Annotated in this window: 27 protein-coding genes; 5 read left to right on the forward strand and 22 right to left on the reverse strand. The window is 60.5% G+C overall.

The window, feature by feature from the left end:
* Positions 1-11: 11 nt before the first annotated feature.
* The 3 genes from AC6BYQ_RS09275 to AC6BYQ_RS09285 all read right to left on the reverse strand — a co-directional run bounded on the left by AC6BYQ_RS09275 (position 12) and on the right by AC6BYQ_RS09285 (position 2,232).
* The gene (locus tag AC6BYQ_RS09275) at positions 12-1,391 is read right to left on the reverse strand and encodes a PTS ascorbate transporter subunit IIC (protein WP_019453728.1); all 1,380 of its coding nucleotides are present in this window, start codon (positions 1,389-1,391) and stop codon (positions 12-14) included.
* Positions 1,392-1,414: 23 nt separating this feature from the next.
* Positions 1,415-1,696, reverse strand: coding sequence for a PTS sugar transporter subunit IIB (locus AC6BYQ_RS09280; protein ID WP_019453729.1), 282 nt, complete (start codon positions 1,694-1,696; stop codon positions 1,415-1,417).
* A gap of 92 nt (positions 1,697-1,788) precedes the next feature.
* Complete coding sequence (locus AC6BYQ_RS09285; RefSeq protein ID WP_498056761.1) at positions 1,789-2,232, reverse strand: PTS sugar transporter subunit IIA; 444 nt, start codon at positions 2,230-2,232, stop codon at positions 1,789-1,791.
* A gap of 310 nt (positions 2,233-2,542) precedes the next feature.
* Between AC6BYQ_RS09285 and AC6BYQ_RS09290 the strand changes: the two genes are divergently transcribed.
* A complete protein-coding gene (locus AC6BYQ_RS09290) occupies positions 2,543-3,562 on the forward strand; it encodes a LacI family DNA-binding transcriptional regulator (RefSeq protein WP_025160165.1) in 1,020 nt (339 codons plus the stop codon).
* 54 nt (positions 3,563-3,616) lie between these two features.
* Here AC6BYQ_RS09290 and yfcD read toward each other — a convergent pair whose 3' ends face one another.
* On the reverse strand, positions 3,617-4,162 hold the full coding sequence (gene yfcD / locus AC6BYQ_RS09295; protein ID WP_019453732.1) for an NUDIX hydrolase YfcD: 546 nt from the start codon (positions 4,160-4,162) through the stop codon (positions 3,617-3,619).
* A gap of 99 nt (positions 4,163-4,261) precedes the next feature.
* Positions 4,262-4,813 carry a phosphodiesterase gene (yfcE, locus tag AC6BYQ_RS09300; protein WP_154746569.1) on the reverse strand — a complete coding sequence of 184 codons (552 nt, stop codon included), beginning with the start codon at positions 4,811-4,813 and terminating at the stop codon, positions 4,262-4,264.
* Between the two features lie 233 nt (positions 4,814-5,046).
* On the opposite strand from yfcE, the gene yfcG reads away from it, so the two are divergent.
* From yfcG to AC6BYQ_RS09315, 3 genes are all read left to right on the forward strand, one after another.
* Positions 5,047-5,676: a GSH-dependent disulfide bond oxidoreductase gene (yfcG, locus tag AC6BYQ_RS09305; RefSeq protein WP_063919785.1), complete on the forward strand. Its 630-nt coding sequence runs from the start codon at positions 5,047-5,049 to the stop codon at positions 5,674-5,676.
* A 111-nt stretch (positions 5,677-5,787) separates the two neighbouring features.
* The gene (gene folX, locus AC6BYQ_RS09310) at positions 5,788-6,159 is read left to right on the forward strand and encodes a dihydroneopterin triphosphate 2'-epimerase (RefSeq protein WP_019453735.1); all 372 of its coding nucleotides are present in this window, start codon (positions 5,788-5,790) and stop codon (positions 6,157-6,159) included.
* A gap of 16 nt (positions 6,160-6,175) precedes the next feature.
* Positions 6,176-7,090 (forward strand): TIGR01777 family oxidoreductase, encoded by a 915-nt coding sequence (locus AC6BYQ_RS09315; protein ID WP_498056762.1) that lies wholly within the window; start codon positions 6,176-6,178, stop codon positions 7,088-7,090.
* Positions 7,091-7,097: 7 nt separating this feature from the next.
* Here the strand turns inward: AC6BYQ_RS09315 and hisP are convergent, their stop codons facing one another.
* The 15 genes from hisP to AC6BYQ_RS09390 all read right to left on the reverse strand — a co-directional run bounded on the left by hisP (position 7,098) and on the right by AC6BYQ_RS09390 (position 21,415).
* Positions 7,098-7,871, reverse strand: a complete 774-nt coding sequence (gene hisP / locus AC6BYQ_RS09320; protein ID WP_019453737.1) for a histidine ABC transporter ATP-binding protein HisP — start codon at positions 7,869-7,871, stop codon at positions 7,098-7,100.
* A 21-nt stretch (positions 7,872-7,892) separates the two neighbouring features.
* A complete protein-coding gene (locus AC6BYQ_RS09325; RefSeq protein ID WP_074055797.1) occupies positions 7,893-8,597 on the reverse strand; it encodes an ABC transporter permease in 705 nt (234 codons plus the stop codon).
* Positions 8,594-9,280, reverse strand: coding sequence for a histidine ABC transporter permease HisQ (locus AC6BYQ_RS09330; protein ID WP_019453739.1), 687 nt, complete (start codon positions 9,278-9,280; stop codon positions 8,594-8,596). Before AC6BYQ_RS09330 ends, AC6BYQ_RS09325 begins: the two co-directional genes overlap by 4 nt.
* Before the next feature lie 82 nt (positions 9,281-9,362).
* Entirely contained in the window at positions 9,363-10,145 is a 783-nt protein-coding gene (hisJ, locus tag AC6BYQ_RS09335) for a histidine ABC transporter substrate-binding protein HisJ (protein ID WP_019453740.1), read from the reverse strand.
* A gap of 303 nt (positions 10,146-10,448) precedes the next feature.
* Complete coding sequence (locus AC6BYQ_RS09340; RefSeq protein ID WP_019453741.1) at positions 10,449-11,021, reverse strand: UbiX family flavin prenyltransferase; 573 nt, start codon at positions 11,019-11,021, stop codon at positions 10,449-10,451.
* A 132-nt stretch (positions 11,022-11,153) separates the two neighbouring features.
* On the reverse strand, positions 11,154-12,671 hold the full coding sequence (gene purF / locus AC6BYQ_RS09345) for an amidophosphoribosyltransferase (RefSeq protein WP_019453742.1): 1,518 nt from the start codon (positions 12,669-12,671) through the stop codon (positions 11,154-11,156).
* A gap of 21 nt (positions 12,672-12,692) precedes the next feature.
* Positions 12,693-13,193, reverse strand: a complete 501-nt coding sequence (cvpA, locus tag AC6BYQ_RS09350; protein WP_004936119.1) for a colicin V production protein — start codon at positions 13,191-13,193, stop codon at positions 12,693-12,695.
* Between the two features lie 234 nt (positions 13,194-13,427).
* The gene (dedD, locus tag AC6BYQ_RS09355; protein ID WP_019453743.1) at positions 13,428-14,171 is read right to left on the reverse strand and encodes a cell division protein DedD; all 744 of its coding nucleotides are present in this window, start codon (positions 14,169-14,171) and stop codon (positions 13,428-13,430) included.
* Entirely contained in the window at positions 14,172-15,437 is a 1,266-nt protein-coding gene (folC, locus tag AC6BYQ_RS09360) for a bifunctional tetrahydrofolate synthase/dihydrofolate synthase (protein WP_063919786.1), read from the reverse strand.
* Between the two features lie 191 nt (positions 15,438-15,628).
* Positions 15,629-16,537, reverse strand: coding sequence for an acetyl-CoA carboxylase, carboxyltransferase subunit beta (gene accD / locus AC6BYQ_RS09365; protein WP_498056763.1), 909 nt, complete (start codon positions 16,535-16,537; stop codon positions 15,629-15,631).
* Between the two features lie 232 nt (positions 16,538-16,769).
* Complete coding sequence (locus AC6BYQ_RS09370; RefSeq protein WP_064289764.1) at positions 16,770-17,432, reverse strand: DedA family protein; 663 nt, start codon at positions 17,430-17,432, stop codon at positions 16,770-16,772.
* 78 nt (positions 17,433-17,510) lie between these two features.
* Positions 17,511-18,332 (reverse strand): tRNA pseudouridine(38-40) synthase TruA, encoded by an 822-nt coding sequence (truA, locus tag AC6BYQ_RS09375; RefSeq protein WP_019453746.1) that lies wholly within the window; start codon positions 18,330-18,332, stop codon positions 17,511-17,513.
* Positions 18,332-19,342: an aspartate-semialdehyde dehydrogenase gene (locus tag AC6BYQ_RS09380; protein ID WP_498056764.1), complete on the reverse strand. Its 1,011-nt coding sequence runs from the start codon at positions 19,340-19,342 to the stop codon at positions 18,332-18,334. Before AC6BYQ_RS09380 ends, truA begins: the two co-directional genes overlap by 1 nt.
* A gap of 124 nt (positions 19,343-19,466) precedes the next feature.
* Entirely contained in the window at positions 19,467-20,588 is a 1,122-nt protein-coding gene (gene pdxB / locus AC6BYQ_RS09385) for a 4-phosphoerythronate dehydrogenase PdxB (RefSeq protein ID WP_019453748.1), read from the reverse strand.
* 53 nt (positions 20,589-20,641) lie between these two features.
* Complete coding sequence (locus tag AC6BYQ_RS09390; RefSeq protein ID WP_019453749.1) at positions 20,642-21,415, reverse strand: AraC family transcriptional regulator; 774 nt, start codon at positions 21,413-21,415, stop codon at positions 20,642-20,644.
* A gap of 117 nt (positions 21,416-21,532) precedes the next feature.
* Here AC6BYQ_RS09390 and AC6BYQ_RS09395 point away from each other — a divergent pair, with 117 nt between their 5' ends.
* On the forward strand, positions 21,533-22,453 hold the full coding sequence (locus AC6BYQ_RS09395; RefSeq protein WP_019453750.1) for a DMT family transporter: 921 nt from the start codon (positions 21,533-21,535) through the stop codon (positions 22,451-22,453).
* On the opposite strand, the gene AC6BYQ_RS09400 is transcribed toward AC6BYQ_RS09395, so the two are convergent.
* Positions 22,450-23,868 (reverse strand): sensor histidine kinase, encoded by a 1,419-nt coding sequence (locus tag AC6BYQ_RS09400; RefSeq protein ID WP_498056765.1) that lies wholly within the window; start codon positions 23,866-23,868, stop codon positions 22,450-22,452. The genes AC6BYQ_RS09395 and AC6BYQ_RS09400 overlap by 4 nt on opposite strands.
* Positions 23,855-24,529, reverse strand: coding sequence for a transcriptional regulator TctD (tctD, locus tag AC6BYQ_RS09405; protein WP_019453752.1), 675 nt, complete (start codon positions 24,527-24,529; stop codon positions 23,855-23,857). The genes AC6BYQ_RS09400 and tctD overlap by 14 nt, the downstream gene beginning before the upstream one ends.
* Between the last annotated feature and the right edge of the window lie 129 nt (positions 24,530-24,658).

Raw genomic sequence — 24,658 nt, forward strand, 5'->3', positions numbered from 1 at the left:
GTCTGCCCTCGTTATTTCTCGACGCGGTCAGCGGCCGGTGCGCCTTTGCGTTTTCCCAGGAAGTTATGCGCCACCAGCAGCGCGAACACGGCGACGATCGCCAGCATGATCATCTCTTTCGACATAAAGCGCGCCATATTGCCCAGCAGGATGCCGACTACGCCGAAGTCGGCGTCGGAGAAGGTGGTGTTGGCGAAGCCCAGCGCTCCCAGCACCGGCAACAGCAGCACCGGCAGGAAAGTGATCAGCAGGCCGTTGGCGAAAGCGCCCAGCATCGCGCCGCGCCGCCCGCCGGTGGCATTGCCGAACACCCCGGCGGTGGCACCGGTGAAGAAGTGCGGCACCACGCCAGGCAGGATCAGCACCATCTTCAGCTGTCCCAACAGAAACAGCCCGGCCAACCCGCCGAGGAAACTGAACAGGAAGCCAATCAGCACCGCGTTGGGGGCATAGGGATACACCACCGGGCAATCCAGCGCCGGCCGCGCGTTAGGCACCAGCTTTTCCGAGAAGCCGGTGAACGCCGGCACGATTTCCGCCAGAATCAAGCGCACACCCTGCAGGATGATGAACACCCCGGCGGCGAAGGTAATGGCCTGGATTATCGAATACACCAGGTAGTTCTGGCCGCCGCTGAGTTCGCTTTCCACATAGGCCCGCCCGGCACAGATCGCCAGGATCAGGTAGATGACGATCATGGTCATCGAGATCGAAATGGAGCTGTCGCGCAGGAAGCTGAGGTTTTTCGGCAGGTTCATCTCTTCGGTCGAGCGCGAGTGTTTCCCCACCTTCGAACCGATCCAGCCGGACAGCACGTAGCCCAGGGTGCCGAAGTGGCCGAAGGCGATGTCGTCGTTGCCGGTGATACGCCGCATATAGCGCTGGGCGATCGCCGGGAAGAACGCCATCACCAGCCCCAGGGTCAGCGCGCCGGTGAACACCAGCTGCACGCCCTCAAAGCCCGCCACCGTCAGGATGATGCCGATCATGCAGGCCATGTAGAACGTGTGGTGGCCGGTGAGGAAGATGTATTTCAGCCGGGTGAAGCGCGCCACCACGATGTTCGCCACCATGCCGAACGCCATGATCAACGCGGTGGAGGCACCGTATTTCTCCAGCGCGATAGAGACGATCGCTTCGTTGTTCGGAATGATGCCCTGAATATTAAACGCGTGCTCGAACATGCCGCCCAGCGGATTGAGCGATCCGACCAATACCGTGGCGCCGCCGCCCAAAACGATAAAGCCGAGAATGGTTTTTACCGTGCCTTTCACCACATCGGAAAAGGATTTCTTTTGCGCCAGCAAACCGATCAGCGCAATAAGCCCGACCAGCACCGAAGGCACCTTTAATATATCCACCACAAACTTGAGCGTTTCCTGGATAAACATATCCACCTCGCCAATCGTTTTATTCAGAGGATTGAGTGGGCTTCGAAGTAAGCGCGCAGCTTGGCTTCCAGCTCATTGATGTCGATGATGTTACTGATCACCACCAGCTGATCGGCCGGCACGCTGGCGCTGTCGGCGATGTCTTTCGCCATCACGAACACGTCGGCCGCGCCGGGAGTGGCCGACGACAGATCGGAGTGTTCGACCTCGGCCTCCACGCCCATCTTTTTCAGCACCTTTTTAATGTTCATTTCCACCATAAAACTGCTGCCGAGACCGGAACCGCAAATCGCCATGATTTTCATGATATCCACCTGTTGAATTTAGCGTGTAGGGTAGCGCCGCCGGTCATATTCCCGGCGTTGTTAGCATTAATAGTGTTCCTGGTGATTAAGCGTTAATAGCGGGCGATAATATCCTCAATTTGCCGTTTATCTTTGGCGTGAAATAACGCCTCCATCGCCTGATTGTCTGAAAATAATTCCGCCAGCTGCGAAATCAATTCGATGTGGCTGTCGCCGTCGGGCGCAGAAAGCATCACCACCACCTGAACCGGATCGTTATCCGCAGAGTGGAAATTCACCCCCTGATGGATCTTCAACAGCGATAACCCCAGCGCGTTGGCGCCTTCCTCCGGCCGGGCGTGCGGCATGGCAATGCCCGGCGCCAGGACGAAGTAAGGGCCGAGCTTCTCCTGCTGATGAAAGATGGCCGTCAGGTAATTCGGCGTAATCACGCCGCCTTCCAGCAGCGGTTGTGCGCTCAGCGTTACCGCCTGGCGCCAGTCCTCCACCCGTTCGCACAGCTGTATATGATCGGCGGTCAGCCACTCTTTCAGCACATTACCCTCCCAAGCGTTGATGGTTTCGGCCGGTGATTAATTCACCGACGACGGTAAAACTTTAATCAACCCCTCTCGGCTGCACAGTGACTGGCATCACAAAGATAGCGCTACCAAAGCGCTATCATGCAGATCTGTGATAGCGCTATCAAAACACCGCGCCGCGGCATGGCGTTAACCACAATTTTTTCTCGCTCTTTCGGCTAACGGGGTAGAATGTGCCGCATACGGGGATCGTCGAAGCCGCCTCGTCGGCTTCCCACCCCTACCATTTTTATGCGCCGCGCGCGCATTTCAGTCGGGATTACGCATGTCGATCGGTAAAAAACGACGCAGCACAGGCAGGGTGACGTTGGCTGACGTGGCGCAGCTGGCGGGCGTCGGCACCATGACGGTTTCGCGCGCGCTGCGCACACCGGAGCAGGTTTCGGACAAACTGCGCGAGAAGATCGATGCGGCGGTGAGCGAACTGGGCTATCTGCCCAATCTGGCCGCCAGTTCGCTGGCGTCGGCCTCGTCCTACACCATCGCCATGGTGGTGCCCAGCCTGTCCGAGTCCGGCTGCGCCGAGATGTTCGCCGGCCTGCAGAAAGTGCTGCAGCCGGCCGGCTATCACATCATGCTGGCGGAGTCGCAGCATCACCTCGAACGCGAAGAGAAGCTGCTGGAGACCCTGCTCTCTTACAACCTGGCAGCGGCGGTGCTGCTCAGCGTCGAGCATTCGCAGAACGCCCGCAACGCGTTGATCGCTGCCAACATCCCGGTGGTGGAGATCGGCGCCGTGCGCGCCGATCCGATCGACATGAGCATCGGCATCGATTACGTGGCGGCCATGTATCAGCTGACGCAAACGGTGATCGCCAGCGGCTATCAGAATATCGGGCTGCTGTGCGCTAACCAGGAGCAGTGGATTTTCCAGCAGCACCTGCAGGGCTGGCACAAGGCGCTGCTGCGCAACCATATGTCGCCGCATCGGGTGATTAACGCCGCACAGCCCGCCAGCTTCAGCACCGGCGCACAGCAGCTGCCGGAATTTTTGCTGGCCTGGCCGGAGCTGGACGCGCTGGTGTGCGCATCGGACGAACTGGCGGGCGGCGCGCTGTATGAATGCCAGCGGCGGCGCATCAAGGTGCCGGACAATCTGGCTGTGGTGGGGTTCGGCAACAGCGAGTTCAGCCGGGTGTGTCAGCCGCCGCTGACCACCATGACCATTCCGCATCGCGACATCGGCATTCAGGCCGGCCAGGCGCTGCTGGCGCGACTGAACCAGCAACCCTGGCTGCCGGAAGGCTCCCTGCCCGCCACGCTGTGCCGCCGCGACAGCTGCTGAATCCGCACCATAAAAAAAGCCGGTCGATGACCGGCTCTTTCATGCGTTGGCGTCTCAGTGGTTATCGATCGGCTTGCCGTAATCCTGCTCGTTGTTGCGCGTCAGCCACAGCGACAGCGCCTTCAGCGAATCCGGGGTAAACTCGTCGCAGCGCGCGGTGATCTCTTCCGGCGTCAACCAGCACACTTCGGCCACTTCTTCTTCCTGCAGCGCGAACGGGCCGTGCGACACGCAGCTGAACAGCGCACCCCACACCCGGCACTGCTCTTCTTCAAAGTAGAACAGACCGTGCTCGGCGAAAGGCACGCCGGCGATGCCCAGCTCCTCTTCCGCCTCGCGGCGCGCCGAATCCAGCACGTTTTCACCGCTTTGCACTACGCCGCCCGCCGTCGCGTCCAGCCAGCCCGGGTAGAAATCCTTGATCTCGGTGCGACGCTGCACCAGAATTTTTCCCATCCCATCATGCACCACAATATAGGTAGCACGATGGCGCAGCCGCTCCGCCCGCATCTGTTGACGACTGGATTGAGCAATCACCTCGTTTTGTTCGTCGACGATATCAACCCATTCGGTATCTGCAGCCTGACCCTGTTCCGCCATCCTCTAAAACCTTCTATTTTGGCGCGATGCATCCCGCGCGCTGGTTAATCAATGAGTGTTTTTCAAAGATTTTTATTGTGTGTGTATAAATTAGTGCGTTTAGCGTGTTAACGCCACCTCCGCGACGACCTTGCCGTCGTCGAGCGTCAGCACGCTCAAAGTGCCACTATCCAACATGCCGTAGCTGGCGGGAAAGCCCCCTTTCGGGATGCTGACCGAGCCTGGATTGAAGCAGTAGATCTCCCCCTGCCGCTCCGCCTGCGGCAGATGCGTATGGCCGTAGGCCAGGACGTCTCCGCGGGATAACGGCGGCAGTGCCGAGGGATGATAAAGGTGACCGTGGGTCAAAAACAATCGTCTTTTTTGCAGTAAAACCTGTTGCCAGGGCGCTTCGATGGGGAACGTCAGCAGCATCTGATCGACCTCGCTGTCGCAATTGCCGCGAACGGCGATGATCTTGTCGCTATAGCGGTTCAATCGTTCGGCAACCTGAGCGGGCTGATACCCGGCCGGCAGCGCGTTGCGCGGGCCGTGATTCAGCAAATCACCCAGAAGAATCAGCCAGTCGGCGCGGTTTTGTTCGAACAATTCCAGCACGCGTTCGGCAGCAGGCAGCGAACCGTGAATATCCGAGGCGAACATCAGCTTCATAACCTTGTCCTATAGAGGGAAATAAGCGTCATTTTACCGCGCCGGCGCCGTGCGGCAAACCGCCGCCCGCCCCGGTGGATAATTGTGATCCAACCGCGCAGATAGCATCGGACGAATCCCACATAGCCTGCTATCCTTAGCTGCTATTGTTGGATCTCTGATATACCTTTGTGCGCGGCGAAGACCGCAGCAACGTGTAATGAATTACAGATCACCTTACCGCAGGAGGCAACATGATTGACCTGTATTACGCGCCTACTCCCAATGGTCACAAGATCACCTTGTTTTTGGAAGAGGTCGGCTTACCCTACCGTATCCATCGCGTAAACATCAGCGCCGGCGAGCAGTTCAAACCGGACTTTCTGAGCATTTCTCCCAACAACAAAATCCCGGCGATCGTCGATCAGCAACCGGTGGACGGCGGCGCGCCAATCAGCCTGTTCGAGTCCGGGGAAATTCTGCTGTATCTGGCGGAGAAAACCGGCAAGCTGCTGAGCAAAGGCCTGCGCGAACGCGCCGCCACTCTGCAGTGGCTGTTCTGGCAAGTGGCCGGATTCGGGCCGATGCTCGGGCAGAATCACCATTTCAATCACTACGCGCCGCAGCCGGTGCCTTACGCCATCGAGCGTTACCAGTTGGAAACCAAACGGCTGTATGGCGTGCTGGAAGCCGAGCTGCAAAAACACCCGTATCTGGGCGGCGACAACTACAGCATTGCCGATATCGCCACCTATCCATGGGTGGTGTCGCATCCGCGCCAACGCATCGATCTGGCGGATTACCCGGCGGTACGCAACTGGTTCGAGCGCATCAGCAACCGTCCGGCGACCGAACGCGCCTACAAGCTGGCCGAACAGGCCTAAGCGGCTCTTCCGACTCCCCGCCGAACGGGGAGTCGCATCGTCCCTGCGTTATCATTTCCCTACTTTCCGTGTATTCTGAACGTCAATAATCAGACCTATGGAGAATCTCTGATGTCTTTCAGTCAACCCGACGCCGTTATTCGCATCAAAAACCTGCGGCTGCGCACGTTCATCGGTATCAAGGAAGAAGAAATCAACAACCGACAGGACGTGCTGATCAACGTGGTGATCCACTACCCGGCGGACAAAGCGCGCAACAGCGAAGACATCGCCGATGCGCTCAACTACCGTACCATCACCAAAGCGATCATCCGCCATGTGGAAGATAACCGTTTCGCGCTGCTGGAAAAATTAACGCAGGATGTGCTCGATATCGTAAAAGATCACGCCTGGGTGACCTATGCTGAAGTGGAGATAGATAAACTTCTGGCCCTGCGCTATGCCGATTCGGTTTCCATGACCATGAGCTACCGCCGGGACTAACTCAGGGAGGTCGACCATGCGGATCCTGATCACCGGCGCAACGGGATTGATAGGCAGCAGCCTGACGGCCAGGCTGCTGGCGCTTTCTCACCACATTACGGTGCTGACGCGAGACGAACGGCGGGCCCGGGCCCGGCTCGGCGACCAGCCGAGCTATTGGCAAACGCTGGACGACGTGCAGTCGCTGGATGGCTTCGACGCGGTGATCAACCTGGCCGGCGAGCCGATTGCCGACAAGCGCTGGAGCGCGCAGCAAAAGGAGCGGCTGTGCCATAGCCGCTGGGATCTGACCGAACGCCTGGCGCAGCTTATCAAGGCAAGCAGCACGCCGCCCGGCGTGCTGATTTCTGGTTCCGCCGTCGGCTACTACGGCGATCAGGGGCAGGCGGTGGTGACCGAAGAAGAACCACCGCACGACGAATTCACCCACCGATTGTGCCAACGTTGGGAAGCGCTGGCGCTGCAGGCGCAAAGCGACACCACTCGAGTCTGCCTGCTGCGCACCGGCGTGGTGCTGGCGCCGCAGGGCGGTGCGCTGGCCAAAATGCTGCCGCCGTTCCGCTTCGGACTGGGCGGCCCGATCGGCGACGGCCGCCAATACCTGCCGTGGATCCATCTCGAAGACATGGTCAACGGCATTATTTATCTGTTGGATCACGCGACCCTGACCGGCCCGTTCAACATGGTCGCGCCCTACCCGGTGCATAATGAACAGTTCGCCGCCCAATTGGCCAACGTGCTCGATCGCCCGGCGTTTCTGCGGGTGCCGGCGTTCGTCATGCGGCTGTTGATGGGGGAAGCGGCGGTGCTGGTGCTCGGCGGCCAACGGGCGGTGCCGAAACGCCTGGAAGAAGCCGGTTTTCACTTCCGCTATCTGGAGCTGGAACAGGCGTTGGATGACGTGATCAATCAGCGGGCCGAAGCCCGCTGATCTGAGGTTACTTCAACGCGCCGGACAGGAACTGCTGCAGGCGCGGGCTTTTGGGGTTGCCGAACAGCTCGGCCGGCGGCCCCTGCTCTTCAATCAACCCTTTGTGCAGAAAGATCACGTGGTTGGAGACGTGGCGCGCAAACTCCATTTCGTGCGTCACCACCACCATGGTTTTCCCCTCCTCCGCCAGCTTCTGCATGATGCGCAGCACCTCGCCCACCAATTCGGGATCCAGCGCCGACGTCGGCTCGTCAAACAGCAGCACTTCCGGCTCCATCGCCAAGGCGCGGGCGATAGAGACGCGCTGCTGCTGACCGCCCGACAGGTGTACCGGGTATTTGCCGCGCGCCCGCTCATCGATGCCCACTTTGTCCAGGTAGCGCACCGCACGATCGTGCGCTTCGGCCTTGCTCAGCCCCAACACCTGCACCGGCGCCTCCATCACGTTCTCGAGCACCGTCATGTGGCTCCACAGGTTAAAGTGCTGGAACACCATGGTCAGGCGGGTGCGCAGCAGCTGCAGCTGCTTCTTGTCGAACACCTTCAGCTGGCCGTCCTTGTCGCGCACCATGCGAATGTCCTGGTTGTTCAGGCTGATCGAGCCTTCGCTCGGCTTTTCAAGGAAGTTAATGCAGCGCAGAAAGGTGCTTTTGCCGGAGCCGGAGGAGCCGATGATGCTGATCACATCCCCGGCGTTGGCCGCCAGCGAAACGCCCTTCAGCACTTCGTGATCGCCATAGCGTTTGTGCAGTTCCGTGACGGCTAATTTATTCTCAGACATGGTTTTTCTTCCCGTCATTTATCAGTGACTAACGTGGGCCATCCAGCGTTTTTCAGCTTTGCGGAACAGGCTGATTAACACGTAGGAGATGATCAGGTACAGCACCGCCGCAATGCCGAAAGCGTAAAACGGCTGATAGGTCGCGGCGTTGATATCGCGCGCGATCTTCAGCAGATCCGGCACGGTGGCGGTAAACGCCAGCGCGGTGGAGTGCAGCATCAGGATCACTTCGTTGCTGTAGGCCGGCAACGCGGTGCGTAGCGCCGAAGGCAAGATGATGCAGCGATACATTTTGAAGCGCGAGAAACCGTAGGCGTTGGCGGCCTCGATTTCACCGTGCGGCACCGAGCGGATCGCCCCGGCGAAGATCTCGGTGGTATAGGCGCAGGTATTGAGCGTCAGCGCCAGAATGGTGCAATTGAGCCCGCTGCGGAAAAACGCATTGAGAAACTCGCTGCCGCGCACGATCTCAAGGCTGTACATGCCGGAGTAGAACACCAGCAGCTGCACGTACAGCGGCGTGCCGCGAAACACGTAGGTATAGAGCCACACCGGAAAACGCACCCAGCGAATGGGAGACACGCGCGCCACCGCCATCGGGATCGCCAGCAGCCCGCCCATCACCACCGAAGCAATCAGCAACCACAGCGTGACCGCCACGCCGGTAAAGCGGTAGCCGTCGCTCCACAGCAGCGACTGCCAGTACTGTTGCAGGATTTCGATCATAGTTCGGCCCTCTTGACGCCCAGTGAGTAACGCCGTTCAAGCCACAGCAGCACGCCGTTGGAAACGGTAGTGAAAACCAGGTACACCACGCCGGCCACGATGGCGAAGAAGAACGGCTGATAGGTGCCTTTCCCCGCCAGCTGCGTGGCTTTCACCACGTCGTTCAGGCCAAGGATCGACACCAACGCCGTCGCCTTCAGGATCACCTGCCAATTGTTGCCGATGCCCGGTAAGGCGAAACGCATCATCGCCGGGAACAGAATGCGCCGAAAGATCTGCGCGCCGCTGAAGCCGTAGGCCGTCGCCGCTTCGATCTGCCCTTTCGGCACCGCCAGATAGGCGCCGCGGAAGGTCTCGGTAAAATAAGCGCCGTAGATAAAGCCGAGGGTTATGATGCCGGCACCGAGCGGATCGATATCGATCTGCGCGAAGCCCAGCAGCGTGGTGATATTGTTCAGCGCGATTTGCAGACCGTAAAAGATCAGCAGCATCAGCACCAGATCGGGCACGCCGCGGATCAGCGTGGTATAAGCGCCGAACAGACCGGAGATAAAGGGGTTATGAGACAATTTGCCACCGGCGCCGATCAGACCGATCACCACCGCCAGCACTACGGAACTGAGGGCCAGCTCCAGCGTCACCAGAGCCCCCTCTAAAATCAGTTGGGAATAGCCTTGCAGCATCTACTTCACCCTGTGGTCTAGGATCCGAACCATCGGGGCCGGCGCACCGGCCCCGCAGTCACAGCATGGAACGGGAAGCGGATTACCCGCCGTAGACGTCAAAGTCGAAGTACTTTTTCGCGTATTTATCGTAGGTGCCGTCTTTACGCATCTCGGCGAAGGCTTTGTCCAGCGCCGCTTTCAGCTCGGTATCGGTCTTGCGCAGCCCCATGCCGGTGCCGACGCCGAAGAACTTGTCATCTTTCACCGATTCACCGGCAAACGCATAGTCTTTGCCCGGCGGCTGTTTCAGGAAGCCGTCGCTGCCTGCCACTTCATCCTGGAAGGCGGCGTCGATGCGGCCGGAGGCCAGGTCGGCATAGGCCAGATCCTGGTTCTGGTAAGGCACCACGGTGACGCCCTTCGGCTGCCACATGGCGTTGGCGTAAGCTTCCTGGGTGGTGCCCTGCAGCACGCCCACGCTCTTGCCTTTCAGCGCTTCAGCGGTCGGCAACAGCTTGGAGCCCTTCGGCGCGATCAGACGCGCGTTGGCGGCATACAGCTTGTCGGTAAAGGCGATTTCCTGCTGGCGTTTTTCAGTGATGGACAGCGAAGAGATGATGGCGTCGATCTTCTTCGCCTTGAGGGATGGGATCAGCGCGTCAAAGTCGCTCTCCACGAAGGTGCATTGGGTATTGATGCGTTTGCACAGCTCTTTGGCCAAATCGATGTCAAAGCCGACCAATTCGCCTTTGGCGTTTTTGGATTCAAACGGTGCGTAAGTCGGATCGGTGCCAATCTTCAGCGTTGAAGGAATGGCGGCAAAGGCGCTGCTGGCGGCGCTCAAAGCCAGAACTAACGGCAGAATCAAAACCCGCTTTTTCATAAATTACCCTCAAATTGATTTTTTTGATGCCACTACGGGCATTACTTTCCCCACCAAATCAATTTGCAGTAATCGTGCCACATTAGGTGCTACGGCAGGAGGGAACGGCTCCGGCCTTCACAATACTGTTTCCTGGGACGATAACCGCAAAATTAAATCGGCCGGTCAGGGCCGCGTCACTGGCAGCCGCGACAAGACGGCGCCATGAAACAGTGAGCGTGATGAAGTAGGATCATTATGGTGCATGCGCCGCCCCAATTCAGTGCGGTGTTGCACAAATGTACCAATTTAGGGATAAAACTGTTAATTAGCACCCTGCCAGCGGGTGAACAGATCGGTCGGCAGTTCGATATCAAACTGGTCGATCACCCGATTGACGGTCTGATCGATGATGTCTTCCACGCTTTTCGGCTGGTGGTAAAACGCCGGCACCGGCGGCATGATCACCGCGCCCATCTCCGCCGCCTGGGTCATCAACCGCAGGTGTCCCAGATGCAGCGGCGTTTCGCGCACGCACAAGACCAAACGACGGCGCTCTTTGAGCACCACGTCGGCAGCACGGGTCAGCAGCCCGTCGCTGTAGCTGTTGACGATGCCGGACAGCGTTTTGATCGAGCAAGGCAGGATGGCCATGCCGAGGGTTTTGAAGGAGCCGGAGGATATACCGGCGGCGATATCGCGCGCATCATGCACCACATCGGCCAACGCCTGCACTTCACGCAGGCTGTACGGCGTTTCCAGCGCCAGCGTCTGCCTTGCCGCGTTGCTCATCACCAGATGGGTTTCCACCTCTGCGACGTCGCGCAAAACCTGTAACAGGCGCACGCCGTAGATCGCGCCGCTGGCGCCGGAAATGCCGATGATGAGTCGTTTCATGGAAAATGGCCTCTGCCGTAAAAAGTAAGATCAGGCAGACTTTGCCGCAATGGCGAGGGATAAGCAAGTCACAGGAGCAAGGTGCAGCGCCGCAAACGCGGCGCTGCACCTTGGGGGGATCAACGCGGGCGATTAGCCTTCGTTGTGCAGTTCCAGATTTTCCGCTTCGGTTTGCACCCGCAGCGCCTTGGCGTCGTCGCTGCGCAGCGACTCCAGGTATTCCAGATAGCTTTGGTCGACGTCTTTGGTCACGTAGATGCCGTTGAACACCGAGCATTCGAACTGGGTGATATCCGGGTTCTCTTCGCGCACCGCTTCGATCAGATCGTCCAGGTCCTGGAAGATCAGCCCGTCGGCGCCGATGATCTGGCGGATTTCATCCACTTCACGCCCGTGGGCGATCAGTTCGTTGGCGCTCGGCATGTCGATGCCGTAGACGTTAGGGAAACGCACTTCCGGCGCGGCGGAAGCCAGATAGACGCGCTTGGCGCCCGCTTCGCGCGCCATTTCGACGATCTGCTCCGAGGTGGTGCCGCGCACGATGGAGTCATCCACCAGCAGCACGTTCTTGTCGCGGAATTCGGCGCGGTTGGCGTTCAGCTTGCGGCGCACCGACTGACGACGCGCCTGCTGGCCCGGCATGATGAAAGTGCGGCCAACATAGCGGTTCTTCACAAAGCCCTGGCGGTATGGCTTCTCGAGAATGCGCGCGATCTCCAGTGCGATATCGCAGGAGGTTTCCGGGATCGGGATCACCACGTCGATATCCAGATCTTCCCATTCGCGGGCGATCTTCTCACCCAGCTTCTGGCCCATGCGCACGCGGGCGCTGTAGACCGAGATCTTGTCCATAAAGGAATCCGGGCGCGCGAAATAGACGTATTCGAACAGGCACGGGTTGGTTTTCGGGTTCTCTGCGCACTGGCGCGTGAACAGCTGGCCTTTGGTGGTGATGTACACCGCTTCGCCCGGCGCCACATCGCGCAGGAACTCAAAGCCCAGGGTATCCAACGCCACGCTCTCGGAAGCCACCATGTACTCGCTGCGGCCATCCTCCAGCGTGCGCTTGCCGATCACCAGCGGGCGAATGCCGTTCGGATCGCGGAACGCCAGCAGGCCGTGGCCGATGATCATCGCCACACAGGCGTAAGCGCCGCGCAGTTGCTGATGCATCGCGGCGACTGCGGTAAAGATGTTGTCGGCCTCCAGCGGATAGTGCGGGAAGCGATCCAGCTCGCTGGCCAGCACGTTCAGCAGGATTTCCGAGTCGGAGGTGGTATTGACATGGCGACGGCCGCTTTCGAACAGCTTTTGGCGCAGCTCATGGGCGTTGGTCAGATTGCCGTTATGGGCCAGCGTAATGCCGAACGGCGAGTTGACGTAGAAAGGCTGGGCCTCAGAGGCGCTCGAGCTGCCGGCCGTCGGGTAACGCACATGGCCAATGCCCATGTTGCCCTGCAAGCGTTGCATATGGCGCGCCTCAAACACATCCTTCACCAGGCCGTTGGCTTTACGCAAACGGAACCCGTTGTGGGCGTCAATGGTGACGATGCCTGCGGCATCCTGGCCACGGTGCTGGAGCACCGTCAGCGCATCATAAATCGACTGGTTTACCGGCATGAAACCGGCGATACCGACAATACCGCACATGTTGTCTTTTCCTCATCAGCGCTACCGCCCCGGCAATTGGGTCGGCAAGAAACTCGACGTGCTCTGCAGGTAGTCAAAGAACCACCTGATGACGTAACTGAACTGGGGAATGAGCTGCGACTGTTTCCAGTCGGCGCTTTGTGAGAAGCCGGTAAAGGTATCCAGGAAGAACAGGATCGCCGCGACGATCAACACTCCGCGCAGCGCGCCGAAGCAGATGCCCAACACGCGGTCGGTGCCCGACAACCCGGTTTTCTCTACCAGTGAGCTAATCACATAGTTAACAATAGCCCCTACGATCAAGGTCGCGATGAACAAAATCGCGATCGCGATGCCGTTTCGCACCAGTTCATCTTCAAAACGAGTGAAATAGACCGCAAGGTAAGAGTAGAAATGGCTGGCAACAAAAAACGCACATCCCCATGTCACAAGTGACAATGCTTCGCGAACAAACCCTCGGATCAGGCTCACCAGAGCCGAAAATCCAATCACCGCTATAATGACGTAATCAATCCAGACCATGAACTATTCCAATAATGAATCGCCCCTGCATCCAATTCGCGGCGAATTCTAACAGAAAAAGAAAACGTTTGCGTAGGGGATTTCCTACCACGTTACAAATAAAAAGCGGCGATCAAAAAATTCCTAATCGCCGCGCCTACATAGGTGATTTCGCCTGCAAAAGGCGCGGTTTTTCTCGCTTTCTCTCCACCACTCCTTAATTCAGGGGCGCATCGTGCTGCGCCCCTGCGAGGTTTAACGGCCGTACGGCTTCACCTGCCCGCTCAGCCCGCTGATCGAGTTCAGCGACGGCAGCGCCGCCTGCAGCTTCTGCTTAGAGGCATCCGGCCCGACGTAGATACGGGTGATCTGCCCCTGCACCGGCGTCGACGGCACGGTAAAGGCGCGATAGCCCGAAAGGCGCAGCGAGGCGACAATCTCGTTCGCCTTGGCGGCGTTTTTCAACGCGCCGAGCTGCACGACATAGGCTTGCCCGGCCGGCGCTTTTTCTTCCGCCGGTTTCGGCTGCGGCGTCGGTTCAGGTTTCGGCTCCGGCTTAGGCTCCGGTTTCGGTACCGGCTTCACTTCCACCGGCTTCGGCTGCGGCGCCGGTTTCGGTTTCACTTCCACCGGTTTGGTTTCTACCGGTTTCGGCTTAGGCTGCGGTGCCGGCTGAGGACGCGTCTCGACCGGCGGTGGCGCCACCAGCGTCGGTTGCTGAGCATTCTGCCGCGCCGCCTGTTGCGCCGCCGCTTCGTTGGCCGCCTGCTGCTCGACCAACGCGCCCGCCCCTTCCGGCGGCTGCGCCGGTAACGGCTGCGTCACCGGCGGTAGCACGTCGTTCTCTTCGACGTCGCCCGGCTTCGGCACCAAAGGAATGGCCGCGAATTCGTCCTCGTAATGCTTCTTCTTGCCGTCCAGCAACCCTGGCAGGATGATTACCCCCAGCGCCACCAGAATCACGGTTCCGACCAGTCGGTTCTGAAATTTACTCGCCACTCACACTCCCCGCATCTCGTCTAACGCCGCCATCACCTGCGCAACGGTGTGGAACGATCCACAGACGATCACAATATCCTGTTTATCAGCATCCTGCATAGCCTGCCGCCAGGCAGTTTCGACATCGGCAAAACGGCGCGGTTCCGTCAGATGTTGCGCCAGCTGTTCGACGCTGGCACCGCGCGGCCCGTCGAGCGGCGCGCAGTACCATTCATCCACCTGCTCGCTCAGGCAGGCCAACGTGCCGGCGATGTCCTTGTCCGACAGCATGCCCACCACCGCACGCACCTTGCCGCCTTCGCGCGGCAGGCTGGCCAGGCGCCCGGCCAGATAACCGGCGGCGTGCGGATTGTGCGCCACATCGAGGATCAGCGTCGGCTCCCGCCGCACGATCTGGAAGCGCCCCGGCAGCGTCGCCTGCTGCAGCCCGGTGAAGATCGCCCGTTCGTCGATTTCCAGCGGGGAGCAGTTCAGCGCCGCCAGTGCGGTAGCGGCATTGGCCAGCGGCACGTTCGGCGTCGGCAGATCGGTCAGCAGCGTATCGCCGCCCTGCCACTGCCAGCGATCGCCCTGCTCGCTGAAGCGCCAGGCTTCACCGCGGCGATACAGCGGCGCGCCCAGCGTTTCGGCGACCTGGCGAATGCTGTCCGGCATGTCGGGTTCGCCCACTACCGCCGGCTTGCCGCTGCGGAAAATACCGGCCTTTTCACGGCCGATGCTTTCACGATCGTCGCCCAGCCAATCGGTGTGATCGAGCGCGATGCTGGTGATCACCGCCACGCTCGGATCGACGATGTTGGTGGCGTCGAGACGCCCGCCCAGGCCCACTTCCAGGATCACCACGTCGAGCCGCGCCTGTTTGAACAGCTGCAACGCCGACAGGGTGCCGAATTCGAAATAGGTCAGCGACGTTTCGCCGCGGCCGGCTTCAATGGCAGCGAACGAGCGGCTGTGCTCCGCTTCGCTCAGCTCTTCCCCTTGAATGCGCACGCGCTCGGTATAGCGCACCAGATGTGGCGAACTGTAGACGCCGACGCGCAGGCCGGCGGCCAGCAAAATAGCTTCGAGAGTGCGACAGGTGGTGCCTTTGCCGTTGGTGCCGGCAACGGTGAACACCGTAGGAGCGGGAGTCAGTAAATCCAGATGCGCCGCGACGCGCTGTACGCGCTCAAGGCCGAGTTCGATCGCCTGGCTGTGCAGACGCTCCAGATAGTAAAGCCACGAGCTCAATGGCGACGTGGCTTGGGGAATTTGGTGGTTTTGCATGAGTCCCGTCACTGAACTTGGGTTCATTAATCCATCAGGGCACCACCCTCACCGCGGTAAAGGCGATGCGCTTCGTTACCGCCGCCAACCGGCCTGCCGCGGCGTAATGAACCGCGGCCGGCAGGAAACGGGCTTCAGCCGTCACTTAGCCACAAAGTGGCGGCTGAACCCGGGCGGGATCTGTCTTTGCCTCAGGCGTCGGCCTGCTGCTCCGGTTCAATCACCGTCGCGGCCTCATCGAAATGCGGCTGCGGCTGGTTAGTCAGCTTCGACAGAATGCTCGCCAACGTTTGGCGCATTTCCGGACGGCGAACGATCATGTCGATCGCGCCTTTTTCGATCAGGAATTCGCTGCGCTGGAAGCCCGGCGGCAGTTTCTCGCGCACGGTCTGCTCGATCACGCGCGGGCCGGCGAAGCCGATCAGCGCTTTCGGCTCGGCGATGTTGATATCGCCCAGCATCGCCAGACTGGCGGAAACGCCACCCATGGTCGGGTCGGTCAGCACGGAGATGTACGGCAAGCCGCGCTCCTGCATTTTGGCCAACGCCGCGCTGGTTTTCGCCATCTGCATCAGCGACATCAGCGCTTCCTGCATACGCGCGCCGCCGCTGGCGGAGAAGCACACCAGCGGACAGTTGTCCTCCAGCGCCTGCTCAACCGCGCGCACGAAACGCGCGCCGACCACGGAAGACATCGAACCGCCGATAAAGGCGAACTCGAAGGACGCCGCGACGATCGGCATGCCGTACAGCGTGCCCTTCATCACCACCAGCGCGTCTTTCTCGCCGGTCGCTTTCTGCGCGGCGACCAGGCGATCTTTATAGCGCTTGGAATCCTTGAATTTCAGAACGTCTTTCGGCTCCAGATCGCTGCCCAGCTCCACTTCGCTGCCTTCGTCCAGCAGGGTATGCAAACGCGCGCGCGCGCCCATACGCATGTGGTGGTCGCACTTCGGACACACTTCCAGATTACGCTCCAGCTCGGCGCGGTAGAGAACCTGGCCGCAGCTGTCGCATTTGGTCCAGACCCCTTCAGGAATGCTCGCCTTACGGGTTTGTGTGATATTGCTCTTGTTAAGAATTCGTTCAATCCAGCTCATCGATGACCTTTCTGTTTGAACCTGGCACACGCCAGTCCGCTGTTCATGCTTTAACAATCCCCCCGAAAACACCCCAATGAAAAAATGCCCGTTCGCGGCGCGGCAAGCGCGGCGACTGAGGCATCGGCTTCAGGGTTGTTCGCAGGAACAGACCATAATGTCGCTCATTAAACCATATCGGCCCGACGCTGTGGACAAAAAACTGGTCGAACCGACAGGTTGAGCGATGTTTTTACTGTTTTTGCTGGCGGGCGGCCGCGCGCTTGTGGCGCCAAATTTCAATCACGCCCGGCAGAATCGAAACGATGATGATCCCGACGATCAGCAGTTTCAGGTTCTCCTGCACCACCGGCAGATCGCCGAACAGGTAGCCAGCATAAGTGAAGAGCAGCACCCAAACCAGTGCGCCAATCACGTTGTAGGCGGCGAAGTGGCGATAGGACATATGCCCCATACCGGCGACGAACGGCGCAAAAGTGCGCACGATCGGCACGAATCGCGCCAGAATAATCGTTTTCCCGCCGTGCTTCTCATAGAACTGATGCGTCTTGTCCAGATAGCTGCGGCGGAAGATTTTCGAATTCGGATTGCTGAACAGCTTCTCGCCGAACAGCCGCCCGATCGTATAGTTCACCGCATCGCCGAGGATCGCCGCCGCCACCATCAACGCCACCATGGTGTGCACGTTCAGATCGTTGGTCGGCAACGCCGCCAGCGCGCCGGCGACGAACAGTAAAGAATCCCCCGGCAGGAACGGCGTCACCACCAGACCGGTTTCGCAAAACAGGATCAGGAACAGAATAGCGTAGACCCACATGCCGTATTGTGCGACCAGTTCGGCCAGATGCACATCAATATGCAGAATGAAATCAATAATAAACTTGATGATATCCATAAATTCTCTCATTGATGCCGAGTGTTTCAATCACCCGGCAGAAGCACAAGGGAGCGACGCTTTCAGGCGTGCCGGCGTTTAATCGTCGGGTAAAAACAGCGGCCCCATCGGCGGCCGCGGTATGCCAAAGTGGTCGGGATAGTCCACGGAAACCAGATACAGTCCCTCGGCTCGTGCCGTCGCCGCAGCCAGATTGCGATCCTTCAGCGCCAGCAATTCGGCCATCCAGTTCTCATCCTGATTGCCGCAGCCGATCTCCATCAGACTGCCGACGATATTGCGAACCATGTGATGCACAAAGGCATTCGCCTTGATATCTACCACAATATATTCGCCATAGCGCGTAACCTTAACGTGTTTTACGAAGCGCCACGGGGTGCGCGACTGACATTGCACCGCGCGGAACGAGGTGAAATCGTTCTCGCCCAGCAGCGCCTGCGCCGCCCGGTGCATGCGATCGGCGTCCAGCGGGTGATAAAAATGCGTCACCCCCTGCTGCAGCACCGCCGGCCGGTAGCGATGGTTGAAAATAATATAGCGGTAACGGCGCGCGGTGGCGCTGAAACGCGCGTGAAAATCGTCGGCGACCGGGCTCACCCAGCGCACCGCGATGTCCGGCGGCAGATGGGTGTTCACCCCCATCGTCCAGGCGGCGTCCTTGCGGCGCGCGGTAGTTTCGAAATGCACCACCTGCCCGGTGGCGTGCACGCCGGCGTCGGTGCGCCCGGCGCACAGCACGTTGATCGGCGCATCCGCCACCTTGCTCAACGCCTGCTCCAGCCGCTCCTGCACGCTGGCCACTTCTTGCTGCCGCTGCCAGCCGTAATAACGGCTGCCGTCATATTCGATGCCCAGCGCGATCTTCAGCGTCGGCTGAGCGGACGAGACCACCTCAGACATCAGTACATCTGCTCCTGCACCAGACGCTCGGCGGTTTCGACAGCCATCAACGCGCCGCCGAAGCGCACGTTGTCCGCCACCGTCCAGAATTGCAACAGCTCGGGGATGCCGTAATCGTTACGCAGGCAGCCGATGCTGAGCGCATCGCTGCCGGAAGCGTCGGTGACCTGCGTCGGGTAATCGTCTTCTTCGCTCAGCTGAATGTCCTCGACCTCTTCGAGCTCGCTGCGCGCCTCCTCGGCGGACAACGGACGCAGCGCTTCCAGGTGCACCACCTGCGCGTGGCCATAAAACACCGGCGACTGCACGCAGCTCACCGAGATCGGCAAACCTTCATCCTGCAGCACCTTGCGCACCTGATCGACGATCAGGCGCTCTTCGCGCACGCTGCCCTGTTCGTCGGCAATCAGCGGCAGCAGGTTGAACGCCAGCTGTTTGCCGAAGACGCCCTCCTCGACCGGGATGCCATTCAGCAGACGCGCGCTTTGGCCGGCCAGATCGTCCACCGCCGCCTTGCCGCGCGACGATACCGACATCAGCGTGGTGACGTGCAGACGCGACAGCCCCGCCTGTTCGGTCAGCGGTTTGATCGCCGTCAGCAGTTGGCTGACCATGCTGTCGGCCACCGCGACGATATTACGGTTGCGGTAATCCGCCAGCACCTGCGGGTTAACGCCAGGCACTACCAGCGGCACATCCGGCTCCATGGCGAACAGGCCGCTGGTGTCGATCACCAGACAGCCCATATTGCCGGCTTCTTCAGCATAGCGCGCGGAAGCTTCGCTGCCGGCGACGAAGAAGGCCAGCTGCGCCTGCGACCAGTCGAACTCTTCGGCGTTTTGCACCAGAATGGACTTGCCGTTGAAGCGCACATTGGCGCCCGCGCTGCGCTCGCTTGCCAGAGGATAGAGCTCACCCACCGGGAACTGGCGTTCCTGCAACAATTCCAGCAACGCTTCACCTACCGCGCCAGTGGCGCCGAGCAGCGCGATATTCCAGCCGTCAGACATTGGGGTTTTCTCCAGAGTATTTCATTCATAAAAGCAGACGGGCAGTGCAGCCACCGCCCGATAATCTTTGCCGCTCACTGTAGCGGCGTTGGCTTAAGACAACCTTACGCGTTGACGAGATGGCCTACGCCACGCTGAAGCCCAGCTTGCCGAGCAGCTCGGCGCTGGCGCTGTCATCGCATTGCACGACCAACGAAGACCACTCGCGGCGCTCCTGGTAGTGCTTGCGCAGGCGATCGAACTCGCCCGGTTGCCCGGCGACTTTGCGCAGCGGCGCATCATCGCGGCGCACATCATACACCAAGTGCATCAATCGTTTTAACCGCGCTTCATCCAGCGGCCCGTTGAGGCGGATCTGGCTGAACTCAGGCGGCGGCAGCAGCGAGGCCAGCGCTACCTGCTGCGGCTGCCCCAGATGACGGCTGAAAGCCTCGAACACCTGGGTGGTGCCGCGTGCCTTGCCTTCCAGCGTATACCCGGCGATGTGCGCAGTGCCGATATCCACCCGCGCCAGCAGCGGCAAGGAGAGGTCCGGCTCCGGTTCCCACACGTCCAGCACCGTGCTCAGTTTTTTGCCCTTTTCCAACGCCTGCAGCAGCGCGGCGTTATCCACCACCGGCCCGCGACAGGCGTTGATCAGAATGCGGTTGTCCGGCAGCGCCGCCAGCAGGTCGGCATCCGCCAGATGCAGCGAATGGTATGGGCCGGATTTATTCAGCGGCGTGTGGAAGGTCAGCACGTCGGCTTCGGCCACCAGTTTCTCCAGTGGCAAAAATTCCCCGGCGTCGCCGCGATCGGCGCGCGGCGGATCGCACAGCAGCGTGCGCACGCCCAGTGCTTTGAGGCGTGCGTCCAGGCGCGAACCGACGTTGCCCACGCCGACGATGCCGACGGTTTTATCCCGCAGGTGGAAACCGTCGCGTTCAGCCAGCAGCATCAAGGCGGAGAACACATACTCGACCACCGCGATGGCGTTGCAGCCCGGCGCGGCGGAAAAACCGATGCCCTGCCGCTGCAGCCAGGCGTCATCGACGTGATCGGTGCCGGCGGTGGCGGTGCCGACAAAGCCAATGCGGCTGCCGGCCAACAATTCTTCATTTACCTTGGTGACCGAACGCACCATCAGCGCGTCGGCACCCGCCAGCGCCTCGCGCGGGATCGGGCGGCCAGGCACCGCCTGCACATCGCCCAGGCGGCTGAACAGCTCGGCCGCATACGGCATATTTTCATCAACCAGAATCTTCACTGCGTTCTCCGACGGTTTACGGCTATTGGTCTGCGAAATAGTGTGCCACTGAATCAGGCACGGCGAAAGCGCTCAGGGGTGGTGCCGGCGATCTGCTGGAACATGACGATAAACGCCGAGGCGGAGCTGTAGCCGACGTCCAACGCCACTTCCTGCACGGTTTTTCCCTGTTCGAGCAGCGACACGGCGTGCAGGAAACGCAGGCGCTGGCGCCATTCGCTGAACGACATGCCCAGATCCTGCTGGCAGCGGCGCGACAGGGTGCGCTCGGTGGTGTAGACCCGAGCCGCCCAGGCCGCCAGCGAGGTGTTGTCCGCCGGGCAATGCTCCAGCGCTTCCAGCACCGGGGCCAAAAACTTGTCGTCCGACGACGGCAGATAGGTTTGTTGGCGCGGCGACAGGCGCAGCTGATCGATCAGCACCTGACAGAGGCGCAAATCCTCTTCCGCCTGTGGGATGTACTGCTTGCGCGCATAGAAATCCTCGGCGATGGCGCGGAATATCGGCGTCACGCTCACCAGACAAGGGTCGGCCGGCATGCCGACGCACAGCGCCGGCGTGATGTCCACCATGCGGCACTGCGCCAGCCGCTGGTTATAGCAGGAGTGTTCGATGCCGGCCGGCGCCCACAGCACGAATTCCGGCGGCGCCAGAAAGCGCTGCCCGCCGATGCGCAGCACCATCACCCCGGCTTTGACCCACATCAACTGGCCCCAGGTATGGCTGTGCGGCTGGAATTCGGTGCGTGCGTTAAACTCCTCGCAGCGGAACTGCACCGGGTTGGGTGCCGGGATCAGCGACTCGGGGAAATGGCGGATTTCTGGCATGGTTTCGTCCCGTGATTTGTCTTGTTTACACCGATTTTTGTCTGGATATCGCTATATATGATAAACCGGACACGCGTAGACTAGCCAGCATGTTGGACGTTATTGAGAATAATTATCATGAATATGCTCTTCCCGCTGTTGGCCGTGCTGATTTGGTCGATTAACGCCGTCGTCAGCAAACTCTCCGCCACCGCCATCGATCCGGCGGCCATTTCACTTTACCGCTGGTTGCTGGCGCTGATCGCGCTGACGCCGTTCGTGCTGCCGGGCGTGTTGCGCAACTGGGCGCAGGTGCGCGCCAACTGGTGGAAACTGATGATCCTCGGCTTGCTGGGCATGGTGCTGTATCAAAGCCTGGCCTATTACGCGGCGCACAGCGTCAGCGCGCTGTTTATGGGCATCATCGTGTCGCTGATCCCGCTGCTGACCATCCTCATCAGCATCGTACTGCTGCGCATTGCGCCGACCGTCGGCGTGTTGCTCGGCAGCATACTCTCCTTCTGCGGTTTGATCTGGCTGGTCAGCGGCGGCCAGCCCGGCGTGCTGTTGCAACATGGCATCGGCAAGGGGGAATTGATGATGCTGCTCGCCACCGCCTCTTACGCGCTGTATGGCGTGTTGACCAAACGCTGGGCCATCGCGCTGCCGAACTGGCAATCGCTGTACGTGCAGATCCTGTTCGGCGTGCTGCTGTTGCTGCCTAACTTCCTGATGGCGCAGGATGTTGGACTGAACGGCCATAACCTGCCGCTGGTGCTGTTCGCCGGCATTCCGGCTTCAATCATCGCGCCGTTCCTGTGGATCCAGGGCGTGATGCGACTGGGCGCCAATACCGCCTCGATCTTCATGAACCTGGCGCCGGTGTTCACCGCCGCCATCGCCGTGCTGTTCCTGCATGAGCAGCTGCACGGTTACCACCTGATCGGCGGCGGCATCACCCTGCTGGGCGTGATCCTGTCGCAGCGGCTGCGCACGCCACTGACGCGTAAAGCCAAAGCCCCGGCGGCCAACGCCGAATCCTGCAAAGAACAGGCTTAAGGCAGCAACCTGAAACGCACCCGCACCAACAGGCCGCCCAGCGCGGCGGAGCTCAGCAGCTCCGGGCGGGTGCCGTGATACGCGGTGATGTCTTTCACCAACGCCAGCCCTAAACCGGCTCCCGGCTGATCGCCCACGTTGTCCAGCCGGTGAAACGGCTGCAGCACCAACGCCTTGTCCTGCAAGGCGATGCCGGGGCCGCTGTCTTCAATCTCCAGCACGCCTTCCCCCGCCGCCTTATCCTGAGTAAGACGAGCGGTCACCACGCCCTGACGCGGCGTGTATTTCAGCGCGTTGTCCAACAGGTTGGCGCACAGTTCGGCCAGCAGCAACGCCTCTCCTGCCACCTGACACGCCGCCTCGCCTTCGAAACCGAGATCGATCTGCTTACTGCGCGCCTGCGGCAGGCGAGAGAAGCAGGCGTCGCGCAGCACCTGCACCAGATTGACCGGCTGCAGTTTACGCTCGGCCTGGTGCTCGCTGGCCTTCAGGCGTGAAAGGTGCAGCAGCCGGTCGGTCAGCGCCACGGTATTATCCAGCGTCGCGCTCATCGCCTGCAGACTTTCACGCCACTGCTGCGGCCGATCGCTGGCCAGCGCCACCCCGACCTGGGTCTTCAATACCGTCAACGGCGTGCGCAGCTGGTGGGAAGCATCGGCACTAAAGCGCTCCTGACGCGCCACCATCAGCCGCAGCCGTTCGATGTAACGATTGAACGCCACCAGCAGCGGCTGCATCTCCGACCACGGAAGAACCCGCGGCAAGGGCGTCAGCTCGCCCGGATCGCGCCGCAGCATGATGCCGGAGAGTTTGCGCATCGGCTTCAACACTCGCTTGAGCAGCGCGAACGCCAGGATCAGGGTCAACACCACCACCGTGCCCTGGCTCAACAGCGCCGCGATCATCATCTGTCGCGCCAGGTAACGGCGCGATTCCAGGGTTTCCGCCACCAGGATGGTCGCCATGCCGCTTACGCCCGACTCGTTGACCGGTTGAAACAGCGCCGCCACGCGGATCGGCCGGCCGAGGTATTCCGCATCATAGAAATGCACCAGCGCCGGGTAGAGCGTGGAGCGCGGGATGTGGGGCGGCAGCGACGGCAGATCGTCATAGCCCGAGATGCTTTGCCCCTGCGGCGAGATCACCTCGTAATAGAGCTGATCGTTCATGTTGCGCTCGAAGCTGTCGAGCACCACATAGGGCACATCGACCGCCAGCTTGCCTTCGCGCACCACCAGCCGCTCCGCCACGGTGCGCGCCGACGCCAGCAGCGTGCGATCGTAAGCCAGGGTGGCGGCGCTCATGGCGCTGAAATAGTGGGTGTAGATAGAGATGCCGCCCAACGCCAGCAGCGGCAGGCCAAAAAACAGCAGCAGTTGATAGAACAGCGAACGCGGCGCGTTAAACCACCGCATTGCACAGTTCCAGGCTGTAGCCCAGACCGCGCAGCGTGACGATCGCCACGTCGCTGCCCTGCAGCTTTTTCCGCAAACGGTGTACGTAAAGCTCGATGCTCTCCGGGTTAGCCTCGTCGGACAACGTAAACACCTGCTCAAACAGCTGCTGCTTGGCCACCGGGCGGCCGCGCCGGTGCATCAATGCGGTCAACACCGACAGTTCGCGCGGCGTCAGCGCCAGCGGCCGGCTCTCCAGCAGGAAGTAGCCTTCGTCGTGGTAGGTCAGCGCGCCATACTGCAAAGCCGGCTGCGCGGCGCCGACGCTGCGGCGCAGCAACGCCCGAATGCGCGCCTCCAGCTCGTCCAGTTCGAACGGCTTGGTGAGATAATCATCCGCCCCCAGGTTCAGGCCTTTCACCCGATCGGTCACGTCGGTGCGCGCCGTCAGCAGCAGCACCGGCAGATCCTGCCCGCGCTTGCGCAGACGCGCCAGCAGCTCCAGCCCGTTCAAACGCGGTAGCGCTACATCCAGCACCGCCAGCGCATAGCGTTCATTGAGCAACAGGTGGTCGGCCGCCACGCCGTCCGGCGCGACGTCGACGGCAAACCCGGCGCCGGTCAGCGCTTTTTGCAACCAGTGAGACAGCTCGGGGTGATCTTCAACCAATAACAGTCGCATGTTCCCATTCCATTGATTTACCTGAACAACCCGGCGCCGATGCAGCGCCTGTTAACAGGCCGATAACAGAGAATGGCATGGAAAATAAGGGGATAAAAGAGCGCTGCGCCGCCAGTTTTGAGAGCTGGC

Source organism: Serratia sp. LTN-2, from assembly GCF_059740205.1.

Excerpts from the sequence above, each read along its gene's own strand:
- AC6BYQ_RS09390 (WP_019453749.1), bottom strand. The coding sequence starts at position 21,415 with ATGCCAGAAATCCGCCATTTCCCCGAGTCGCTGATCCCGGCACCCAAC.
- yfcE (WP_154746569.1), bottom strand. The coding sequence starts at position 4,813 with ATGAAGCTGATGTTCGCCTCGGATATTCACGGTTCGCTGCCTGCTGCC.
- tctD (WP_019453752.1), bottom strand. The coding sequence starts at position 24,529 with ATGCGACTGTTATTGGTTGAAGATCACCCCGAGCTGTCTCACTGGTTG.
- AC6BYQ_RS09290 (WP_025160165.1), top strand. The coding sequence starts at position 2,543 with ATGTCGATCGGTAAAAAACGACGCAGCACAGGCAGGGTGACGTTGGCT.
- purF (WP_019453742.1), bottom strand. The coding sequence starts at position 12,671 with ATGTGCGGTATTGTCGGTATCGCCGGTTTCATGCCGGTAAACCAGTCG.
- AC6BYQ_RS09340 (WP_019453741.1), bottom strand. The coding sequence starts at position 11,021 with ATGAAACGACTCATCATCGGCATTTCCGGCGCCAGCGGCGCGATCTAC.
- AC6BYQ_RS09325 (WP_074055797.1), bottom strand. The coding sequence starts at position 8,597 with ATGATCGAAATCCTGCAACAGTACTGGCAGTCGCTGCTGTGGAGCGAC.
- hisP (WP_019453737.1), bottom strand. The coding sequence starts at position 7,871 with ATGTCTGAGAATAAATTAGCCGTCACGGAACTGCACAAACGCTATGGC.
- folC (WP_063919786.1), bottom strand. The coding sequence starts at position 15,437 with ATGCAAAACCACCAAATTCCCCAAGCCACGTCGCCATTGAGCTCGTGG.
- AC6BYQ_RS09315 (WP_498056762.1), top strand. The coding sequence starts at position 6,176 with ATGCGGATCCTGATCACCGGCGCAACGGGATTGATAGGCAGCAGCCTG.
- AC6BYQ_RS09380 (WP_498056764.1), bottom strand. The coding sequence starts at position 19,342 with ATGTCTGACGGCTGGAATATCGCGCTGCTCGGCGCCACTGGCGCGGTA.
- hisJ (WP_019453740.1), bottom strand. The coding sequence starts at position 10,145 with ATGAAAAAGCGGGTTTTGATTCTGCCGTTAGTTCTGGCTTTGAGCGCC.
- accD (WP_498056763.1), bottom strand. The coding sequence starts at position 16,537 with ATGAGCTGGATTGAACGAATTCTTAACAAGAGCAATATCACACAAACC.
- truA (WP_019453746.1), bottom strand. The coding sequence starts at position 18,332 with ATGTCTGAGGTGGTCTCGTCCGCTCAGCCGACGCTGAAGATCGCGCTG.
- AC6BYQ_RS09275 (WP_019453728.1), bottom strand. The coding sequence starts at position 1,391 with ATGTTTATCCAGGAAACGCTCAAGTTTGTGGTGGATATATTAAAGGTG.
- yfcD (WP_019453732.1), bottom strand. The coding sequence starts at position 4,162 with ATGGCGGAACAGGGTCAGGCTGCAGATACCGAATGGGTTGATATCGTC.
- AC6BYQ_RS09330 (WP_019453739.1), bottom strand. The coding sequence starts at position 9,280 with ATGCTGCAAGGCTATTCCCAACTGATTTTAGAGGGGGCTCTGGTGACG.
- folX (WP_019453735.1), top strand. The coding sequence starts at position 5,788 with ATGTCTTTCAGTCAACCCGACGCCGTTATTCGCATCAAAAACCTGCGG.
- AC6BYQ_RS09400 (WP_498056765.1), bottom strand. The coding sequence starts at position 23,868 with ATGCGGTGGTTTAACGCGCCGCGTTCGCTGTTCTATCAACTGCTGCTG.
- AC6BYQ_RS09280 (WP_019453729.1), bottom strand. The coding sequence starts at position 1,696 with ATGAAAATCATGGCGATTTGCGGTTCCGGTCTCGGCAGCAGTTTTATG.
- yfcG (WP_063919785.1), top strand. The coding sequence starts at position 5,047 with ATGATTGACCTGTATTACGCGCCTACTCCCAATGGTCACAAGATCACC.
- cvpA (WP_004936119.1), bottom strand. The coding sequence starts at position 13,193 with ATGGTCTGGATTGATTACGTCATTATAGCGGTGATTGGATTTTCGGCT.
- AC6BYQ_RS09395 (WP_019453750.1), top strand. The coding sequence starts at position 21,533 with ATGAATATGCTCTTCCCGCTGTTGGCCGTGCTGATTTGGTCGATTAAC.
- AC6BYQ_RS09370 (WP_064289764.1), bottom strand. The coding sequence starts at position 17,432 with ATGGATATCATCAAGTTTATTATTGATTTCATTCTGCATATTGATGTG.